Raw genomic sequence first — 6,976 nt, forward strand, 5'->3', positions numbered from 1 at the left:
CGATGAGCTATCAGATCAGCGTACTGGACAAGAGCCCGGTGGCCGAAGGCGCGTCGCCGGAGCAGGCGCTGCGCAACAGCCTGCAGCTGGCGCAGCGTGCCGAGCAGCTGGGCTACCACCGCTACTGGTTCGCCGAACACCACGCCGCGCCGACCTTGGCCAGCCCGGCGCCGGAAGTGCTGGCGGCCTGGGTGCTGGCGCAGACCCGGCGCATCCGCATCGGAAGCGGCGGAGTGATGCTGCGCCACTACGCGCCGTACAAGGTTGCGGAGAACTTCAACCTGCTGGCCGCACTGGCGCCGGGGCGTGTGGATCTGGGCGTGGGCAAGGCGCCCGGTGGCCTGCCGGCCTCTACAGCTGCATTGGCAGCGGGGCGACCGGCGTTTGCCGACTTCGACCAGCAACTGCGCGACCTGGAGGGCTACCTTTCCAGTACCGAAACCGAGGCGCAAGCGCGCCCGATCCCGCAGCAGGCGCCGGAGCGCTTCCTGCTCGGTGCCAGCCCGCAGAGTGCGAAGCAGGCGGCCGAGCTGGGCTGGCGCTTCGTCTACGCCGCGCACTTCGATGGCGACCCGAAGCACATCGAGGCCGCGTTCGATGCCTACCGCAGCGTCTCCTCGCAGCCCCCGCTGCTGGCCACGGTGGCCTTCGCCGCACCTACGGCCGAAGCGGCTGCGCGGCATATCGGTGCGCTACGCGTCTACAAGCTGCACCTTGGTCCCGGGCAGGCGGTGAACCTGCCCAGCCCCGAGGCGGCTGCCGAGTACGCACGCCAGGTAGGCGTGGCCGACTTCCGCATCGAGGAAACGCGCCCCAGCGTGCTGTCCGGTGATGCGCAGCACGTGCGTGATGAACTGGATGCGCTGCATCGGCGCTTCGGCGTGGGCGAATTCGTCCTCGACGCGCCGGTGGCCGACCTCGACGCACGCCTGACTTCCCTTGAGCTGCTGTCGCCCGCGCCACGCGCGGCGGTGGCCTGACCTGCAGGAGCGATTCCCATGAGCACCACCCCGCGCCAAATTCCGTTCGGCATCATGCTGCAGGGCCCCGGCAGCCACATGCATGCCTGGAAGCATCCATCCAATCCGGCCGATGCCAGCGTCAACCTGCAGTTCTACATTGACATCGCGCGCACCGCCGAGGACAACGGCATCGCCTTCGGCTTCGTGGCCGATGGCCTGTATATCAACGAGAAGTCGATCCCGCACTTCCTGAACCGCTTCGAGCCGATCTCGCTGCTGTCGGCGCTGGCCACGGCAACGAAGAAGATCGGCCTGGCCGGCACGCTGTCGACCTCCTACAGCGACCCGTTCACCGTGGCCCGCCAGTTCGCCTCGCTGGATCTGCTCAGCGGCGGCCGTGCCGGTTGGAATGTGGTGACGTCGCCGTTGGAAGGTTCGGGCCGCAACTACGGCCGGCCACACCCGGAGCACGCGCTGCGCTACCAGATCGCCGATGAGTACCTGGATGTCGTGCAGGGGCTGTGGGATTCGTGGGACGACGACGCCTTCGTGCGTGAGCGGAACAGCGGCACCTTCTTCGCACCGGAGAAATTCCGCCGCCTCGACCACAAGGGTCGCTTCTTCCAGGTGGAAGGCCCGCTCAACATCCAGCGTTCGCCACAGGGCCAGCCGGTGATCTTCCAGGCGGGTTCGTCTGATGATGGCATCGCACTGGCCGGCAAGTACGCCGACGCGGTGTTCACCCATTCGCCGTCGCTGGAAGAAACCCGCGCGTTCACCCAGAAGGTGAAGAACTCGGCGATTGCGCACGGCCGCAGCGGCAATGACGTGAAGATCTTCCCGGGCATCGGCCCCATCGTCGGCCGCACCGCCGAGGAAGCCGAAGCCAAGTACCAGGCGATTGCCGCACTGGCCACGCTGGAAGATGCGCTGGCCTACCTCGGGCGCTTCTTCGATCACCACGATTTCAGCCAGTACGACCCGGATGCACCGTTCCCGGAGCTGGGTGACATCGGCAGCAATTCGTTCCGTTCCACCACCGACCGCATCAAGCAGGATGCGCGTGAGAAGGGCCTGAGCCTGCGCCAGGTGGCACTTGAAGCGGTGAGCCCACGGCCGAACTTCATCGGCACACCGGAGCATGTGGCCGATGAGCTGATCCGCTGGTTCGATGCCGGAGCCAGCGATGGCTTCATCCTTGGTTTCGCCGCACAGCGCGAAGGCCTGGACGATTTCGTGACCCAGGTGCTGCCGATCCTGCAGGCGCGCGGCTACCACCAGCGTGAACTCGAAGGGCAGACCCTGCGCGAGCATCTGGACCTGCCGTACAAGGCCAGCCGGTATGCGGCCGATGCCGAACCGGCGCGGAAGGCGGGATAAGGCGATGAGCGGAGAGAACTCGGTAGCGCCGGGCCATGCCCGGCGGGATCCCGCGTCCATCGGCGTGCTGCCGGAAATTGCAGCACGCGCCGAGGCCGCCATCGCGATCCGCCATGACCTGCATCGGCACCCGGAGCTGGCCTTCGAGGAGCACCGCACCAGCGCCCGCGTGGCCGAGCTGCTGCAGCAATGGGGCTATGAGGTGACCACCGGGCTCGGCGGCACCGGCGTGGTCGGCACGCTGCAGCGCGGGCAGGGCAGCCGCCGCCTCGGCCTGCGCGCCGACATCGACGCACTGCCGATCCATGAGGACTCCGGCCTGGCCTATGCCAGCCAGACCGAGGGCCTGATGCATGCCTGCGGCCACGATGGCCACACCGCGATCCTGCTGTCCGCTGCGTACTATCTGGCCCATCACGGTGATATCGACGGCACCCTGCAGCTGGTGTTCCAGCCAGCCGAGGAAACCGGTTCGGGCGCGTCGAAGATGATTGCCGATGGCCTGTTCGAGCGCTTCCCGGTGGATGCGATCTATGGGCTGCACAACTGGCCGGGCGTGCCGGTGGGCCACTTCGGTTTCGTCGATGGCCCGGCGATGGCGTCGGTGGATTGGGCACGGTTGAAGGTGATCGGCAAGGGCGGCCACGGCGCCGAGCCACAGGGCAGCGTCGATCCGATCCTGGTGGCGGCGCACATCATCACCGCGCTGCAGAGCGTGGTGTCGCGCAATGTCGATCCGCGGCAGATGGGCGTGGTCACCGTCGGTTCGATCCACGGCGGGCAGGCCGCCAATGTGATTCCAGACGTGGTTGAGCTGAAGCTGACCGTGCGCGCCTACCTGCCGGAAGTGCGCGACACCCTGCGGCGCCGGGTCACCGAGATTGCCGAGCAGACCGCCGCCGCGTTCGGTGCGCGCGCCGAGATCGAGTTCCCGCGCGGCTTCCCCAGCGTGATCAATCACCCGCAGCAGACCGCCTACATCCGCGAGGTGGCGGTGCAGGGCTTCGGTGCCGCACAGGTGGTGCCCGAATTCGCGCCGCGCACGGCCAGCGAGGATTTCGCCTTCCTGCTGCAGGCACGACCGGGCAGCTTCGTGTTCGTCGGCAACGGCGACAGCGCACCGCTGCACAGCCCGCGCTATGTGTTCAACGACGCCGCCATTGCCCCCGCCGCCAGCCTGTGGGCGCGACTGGCCGAAGACTATCTGGTGAAGGACGTGGCATGAGCAGCAACGAACACTTCCTCTATACCTCGGTGGATGATCCGCTGGCGCGGCCCCTGTTCGACGGTCTTGAACAGGAGTACGACAGCCGCTATGCCGACGTGCGCCGACGCATCGGTGGCAGCGCTCGCGAGGAGCTGCAGCGCTACCCGGCGCAGGCCTTTGCGGCCCCGGTGGGCGCCTTCGTGCTGCTGCTGCGCGACGGGGTGGCGATTTCCGGCGGTGCGTTCATGCCGCACCGCGATCCGGATACCGCCGAATTCAAGCGCATCTGGACGCTGCCCGGGCTGCGTCGCCAGGGCATTGCGCGGCGCGTGCTGCAGGAGCTGGAAGAGCAGGCGGCACGGCAAGGGTACCGGAGGGTGTTCCTGACGACCGGCTTCCGCCAGCCCGAGGCGGTCGGCCTGTACCTGAGCCACGGCTACACCGCGCTGTTCGATCTGGAGGCCGACCCGGAAACGGTTGCGCATCTGCCGTTCGAGAAGCACCTGCGAGCGACGACGCCCGTCGTTGCACCTGCACAGGCACTGCTGCACGGAGCCCACGCATGAGCACACCGTCGACCGCGCTGGAGGGCATCGCCGCTCGTCCGGCGCCCGGACAGGCACTGAAGATCGTGCCGGCCCGGCATCCGCTGCAGGTCTTCGGCACGGTGCTGGCACTGGCGCTGATCCTGATCGGGCTGCAGTCCGTGCTGGGCAATCCGCGCTGGGGTTGGGGCACCTTCGCCGAGTGGTTCTTCGCACGCCCGGTGCTGGAAGGCCTGGGTCGCACGCTGCTGCTGACCGCGCTTGGCACCGGCCTCGGTTTCGCGCTGGGTACGCTGCTCGCGCTGGCACGCGTCTCCGGTTCGCCGCTGCTGTCGGCGGTGTCGTGGGGCTATGTGTGGTTGTTCCGTTCGATCCCGTTGCTGGTGCTGTTGCTGCTGTTGAACAACCTGGGCTATCTGTACAGCACCATCGAACTGGGCGTGCCGTTCACCGGCATCAGCCTGTTCTCGTACCCGACCACACAGCTGATCGGTGTGTTCACCGCCGCGGTGCTGGGCCTGACCCTGAACCAGGCAGCGTTCTCGGCCGAGGTGATCCGCGGTGGCATCCTCTCGGTCGACCACGGCCAGTACGAGGCCGCGGCCGCGCTCGGCCTGCCGCGTGGCCGCCAGGTGCGCCGCATCATCCTGCCGCAGGCGATGCGTTCGATCCTGCCGGCGGCGTTCAACGATGTGATCGGCCTGGCCAAGAGCACCTCGGTGGTTTACGTGCTGGCGCTGCCGGAGCTGTTCTACACCGTGCAGGTGATCTATCGGCGCAACCTGGAAGTGGTGCCGCTGCTGATGGTGGCCACGGTCTGGTACCTGGTGATCCTGACCGTGTTGTCGCTGCTGCAGCGGCGCGTGGAACAGCGCTTCGCGCGCGGCCAGCTGCTGCGCGAGCGCTCGGTGTCGCGGGTGTCGTCACCGGTGCGGACATCCAGTGATGCTGCGCCGCGCGTGGCCAACCGCCCGCGCATCGCCACCCAGGTGGAAGCGGGCGAGGGTGCGGCGGTATCGCTGCATGGCGTGGGCAAGGTGTTCGGCGATCAGCCGGTGCTGGAAGACGTGAACCTGGACCTGCGCGCCGGCAGCGTGACGGTGCTGATCGGCCCGTCCGGTGCCGGGAAATCCACGCTGCTGCGGTTGATCAACCACCTGGAACGCGCGGACAGTGGTTACGTGACTGTTGGCGGCCAGCTGATCGGTTACCGCCGCGAGGGTGACACGTTGTACGAACTTCCCGAGCGCGAGATCCGCCGCCGTCGTTCCGAGGTGGGCATGGTGTTCCAGGGCTTCAACCTGTTCCCGCATCTGACCGCGCTGGAGAACATCATCGAGGCACCGATCGCGGTACGTGGTGTATCGCGCGCGCAGGCCGAGCAGCAGGCGCGCACACTGCTGGAGCGGGTCGGCCTGGCCGACAAGGCCGATGCCTTCCCACGCCAGCTGTCCGGTGGCCAGCAGCAGCGCATCGCGATCGCCCGCGCACTGGCGCTGCAACCGAAGGTGCTGCTGTTCGATGAACCGACCTCGGCACTGGACCCGGAACTGGTGGCTGAAGTGCTGAGCGTGATCGAGGAGCTGGCCAGTTCCGGCACCACGCTGGTGATCGTCACCCATGAACTGAGCTTCGCCCGCCGTGTGGCCGATCACGTGGTGATGATGGACCAGGGGCGGGTGATCGAGCAGGGCACGCCCGAGGCCCTGTTCGGGCGCCCGCACCAGCAACGCACGGCCGATTTCCTGGCCAAGACCCTGTAGCCCCGGAAGGAACACCATGAGCCCTGCAGCACCGCGTCGTCCCTCGCGCAGCACCCTGTTGATCGTGGGCGTGCTGGTCATCGGCATCGCCGGTATCGTCTATTCGCGCGTACGCCAGGCACCGGATGCCGGCGCCGTGGCCGCGACCAGCCTGGCCGGTGCGAACACGGCCGTGCTGAAGGGCACGTTTGACCCGAAGGCGCAGGCGTTGATCCCGGCCGACTATCGCTTCGTCACCCCCGGTACGTTCACCGTGGCCACTCATCCGGGGCAGCTGCCGCTGGCCGATTACGGCGCCGACAGCAAGGACGTGGTCGGCATCGAGCCGGACATCGCGCGGCTGATCGCCGATGGGCTGGGCCTGAAGCTGGTGATCGTACCGGTGGCCTGGCCCGATTGGCCGCTGGGGCTGGAATCGGGCAAGTACGATGCGGTGCTGTCCAATGTGACTGTCACCGAGGAGCGCAAGAAGAAATTCGATTTCTCCAGCTATCGTTACGACCTGCTGGGCATCTACACGCGCACCGATGGGCCGATACAGAAAATCGAGAAGCCCGCCGACGTTGCCGGCCTGAAGGTGGTGGTGGGTGCCAGCACCAACCAGGACCAGATCCTGCGTCAGTGGGATCAGCAGAACATCGCCGCGGGCCTGAAGCCGGTGGAGTACCAGTACTTCGACGACGCGGTGGTGGGGAGACTGGCGGTGATCACCGGCCGCGCCGATGTCTCGTTCGAGCCCAATGCCACCGGCGCTTATTCGGCACGCGATGGCAAGGTGCGGCGTGTGGGCCTGTTCCCTGGCGGCTGGCCGAATGCTGCGGCGATTTCGGTGACCACGCGCAAGGGCAGCGGCCTGGCCGACGCAGTGACCCAGGCGCTGAATACCCAGATCGGCAGCGGCACCTATGCGCAGGCGCTGAAGCGATGGAATGTGGCCGAGGAAGCGGTGCCGCAGTCGCAGACCAATCCACCGGGGTTGCCGACGCTGCAATGACGCCGGGCGTGGCCCGGCGCTACCTCCGTCTTTGTAGAGCCGAGCCATGGCGTGGATCTAATCGCGGAGTCTGCCTTTCGTAGAGCCGAGCCATGCTCGGCTGCGGTTCGCGCGATGCGCGATGA

6 protein-coding genes are annotated in these 6,976 nt (G+C 67.4%); all 6 read left to right on the forward strand.

Annotated elements, in window-relative coordinates; all coding sequences use genetic code 11:
• Positions 1–2 precede the first annotated feature (2 nt).
• Genes N5D20_RS22910 through N5D20_RS22935 form a run of 6 tightly spaced genes read left to right on the forward strand, consistent with a single transcriptional unit; the run spans position 3 to position 6,851 of the window.
• A complete protein-coding gene (locus tag N5D20_RS22910) occupies positions 3–980 on the forward strand; it encodes an MsnO8 family LLM class oxidoreductase (RefSeq protein WP_197578663.1) in 978 nt (325 codons plus the stop codon).
• A gap of 18 nt (positions 981–998) precedes the next feature.
• A complete protein-coding gene (locus tag N5D20_RS22915; RefSeq protein ID WP_197578662.1) occupies positions 999–2,342 on the forward strand; it encodes an LLM class flavin-dependent oxidoreductase in 1,344 nt (447 codons plus the stop codon).
• A gap of 4 nt (positions 2,343–2,346) precedes the next feature.
• The gene (locus tag N5D20_RS22920; protein WP_197578661.1) at positions 2,347–3,567 is read left to right on the forward strand and encodes a M20 aminoacylase family protein; all 1,221 of its coding nucleotides are present in this window, start codon (positions 2,347–2,349) and stop codon (positions 3,565–3,567) included.
• Positions 3,564–4,115, forward strand: coding sequence for a GNAT family N-acetyltransferase (locus tag N5D20_RS22925; protein WP_197578660.1), 552 nt, complete (start codon positions 3,564–3,566; stop codon positions 4,113–4,115). Before N5D20_RS22920 ends, N5D20_RS22925 begins: the two co-directional genes overlap by 4 nt.
• Positions 4,112–5,857 carry an amino acid ABC transporter permease/ATP-binding protein gene (locus tag N5D20_RS22930; protein ID WP_197578659.1) on the forward strand — a complete coding sequence of 582 codons (1,746 nt, stop codon included), beginning with the start codon at positions 4,112–4,114 and terminating at the stop codon, positions 5,855–5,857. Before N5D20_RS22925 ends, N5D20_RS22930 begins: the two co-directional genes overlap by 4 nt.
• A 16-nt stretch (positions 5,858–5,873) precedes the next feature.
• A complete protein-coding gene (locus N5D20_RS22935; protein WP_043397112.1) occupies positions 5,874–6,851 on the forward strand; it encodes an ABC transporter substrate-binding protein in 978 nt (325 codons plus the stop codon).
• Positions 6,852–6,976: the final 125 nt, after the last annotated feature.

The sequence above is a fragment of the Stenotrophomonas sp. GD03877 genome, from assembly GCF_029840555.1.
Lineage (GTDB): Bacteria > Pseudomonadota > Gammaproteobacteria > Xanthomonadales > Xanthomonadaceae > Stenotrophomonas > Stenotrophomonas geniculata.